Source organism: Rhodococcus sp. IEGM 1370 (assembly GCF_033142325.1).
Taxonomy (GTDB): domain Bacteria; phylum Actinomycetota; class Actinomycetes; order Mycobacteriales; family Mycobacteriaceae; genus Rhodococcoides.
Genome location: NZ_JAWLRY010000057.1, coordinates 1 through 1,892, shown reverse-complemented (window position 1 = coordinate 1,892; position 1,892 = coordinate 1). Strand labels below are relative to the sequence as shown.

Below are 1,892 nucleotides of genomic sequence, written 5' to 3'. Positions count from 1 at the left end.
TCCGGGCTGTTGCGAATTGGGCCTGGTTGATGTTGCTGCGTGTTGGTCTGTAGTGGGGTGTGGTCGGCTGGGAGAATGTGCTGGTGGCCAAAGGTTATCGCCCGGTGGATCGGGATCAGCAGTTCTTGTTGCCGGTGGACATGCGTGAGTGGTTGCCGGCATCGGATCCGGTGTTCACCGTGATCGATGTGGTCACCGCGTTGGATACCTCGGCGGTGCATGCGGTGCGCCGCACCGGTGGTGTCGGGCGCGCGGGATACGACCCGGACATGCTGCTAACAGTGCTGATCTTCGGGTGGGCGCAGGGACAACGATCCTCGCGGGTCCTCGAGCGATTGTGTCAGCGCGATGCCGCGTTTCGGATCATCTGCGCGGGCAACACCCCCGATCACGTGACGATCTCCCGGTTTCGCGCTGACGTGGCCCCGTACATGGATGCCTTGTTCACCCAGGTTCTACTGTTGTGCGGGCAACTGGGTTTGGCCAGGTTGGGTGTCGTCGCGCTCGACGGAGTCAAGATCTCCTCCGACGCCTCACTGAGCGCCAACCGCACCGAGAAAGGTCTGCGGGCAGCGGCTGCCGAGGCCGCCGAGCAGCGACTTCGCGAGCATGCGCGGGCTGCCGCCGCTGAGCATGCTGCTGCCGACGCCGCCGAGGACGAGATGTTCGGGCCGGGATCGACCGGCGACGAGGTGCCCGAGGAGATGACCGATCCACGCTCTCGCGCGGCGCGTATCGCGCAGGCGTTGGCCGAACTCGAGAAGATCAACGCCGACAAGGCCGCCGAGCGCGAGCAGATCGAGAAGAACAAGACCGACCGGCGCACTGCGACGCTGGCACGGCGAGAGAAGCTGGTGGCGAATCATCTGCGTCGGCGTGAAGAATCGGGTCCGGTCACCGGCAAACCCCCGACGGAGATCAGAGTCGAAATATTGCAGATGAACCTGGCCGACGCGCGGGCCAGGCATCAGGCCACGATCGAGAACTACCAGGCGAGGAAGGCTGCGGGAACAGCGAAAGGACGTGTTCCCGGCCCAGTGGAGAGGAACGCGAAAGTCATTCGCGTGCAGCGTTTCCTCGACCGTGCGATCGCCGACCGGGCTGCCGCCGACGCCAAAGCCGCAGAGCAGGAACGACTGCGCGCCGCGGTCGATGCTGCCACTGCGGTATCGACGCCGCCGACCACTGTCGGAGAGGCCAAACGCAACGTCACCGACCCTGCGTCGCGGTCGATGCAGCTGCGTGGCGGTGGGTGGATTCAGGGCTACAACTGCCAGGCGGTGACCACCAGCGATGGGATCATCATCGCCACATCGGTGGGCAACAATCCCAACGACGGAACCATGTTCACCTCGATGCTCGACAAGGCTGTCGCTGCCGCCGATATCGTCTCGAGTGCTCGTGTCGATCCGGATCCGAACGCCGACAACGAGATCGGGGTGCTACTCGCCGATGCCGGGTATCTGACCGAGGCGAATTTGACCGCTCCCGGACCCGACCGGTTGATCGCGATCGGCAAGCACGCCGCGGTGTCGAAAGCAGCAGCCGACATGCCCGTCGACGGGCCACCACCACCGGGTGCGACACCGAAACAAGTCATGTCGCATCGGCTGCGGACCCCGGTCGGTGCCGCGCTCTACGGCCTGCGCAGCCACATCGCCGAGACCCCGTTCGGTCACGCCAAACACAATCTCGGATTCCGACGCTTCAGCAGCCGAGGACAACAACGAGCAGCCGCGGAATTCACCTTCCACGCTCTGGTACACAACCTGTTCAAGGCCATCGGAGCACAAACCCCGGCACTGGCTTGAGGCCGGGCACGCCCGCGACCCCGATAGTTCCTACGCGCACACCCAGCCCAACGACGGCCACCTCGAAATCGAAACAGCCCG

General features: G+C 64.7%; 1 protein-coding gene. It reads left to right on the top strand.

Translation table 11 applies throughout. The annotated features are described in order from the left end of the window. The first annotated feature begins 104 nt into the window (after positions 1-104). The gene (locus R4P47_RS24955) at positions 105-1,811 is read left to right on the top strand and encodes a transposase (RefSeq protein WP_317534359.1); all 1,707 of its coding nucleotides are present in this window, start codon (positions 105-107) and stop codon (positions 1,809-1,811) included. The last annotated feature ends 81 nt before the right edge of the window (positions 1,812-1,892 follow it).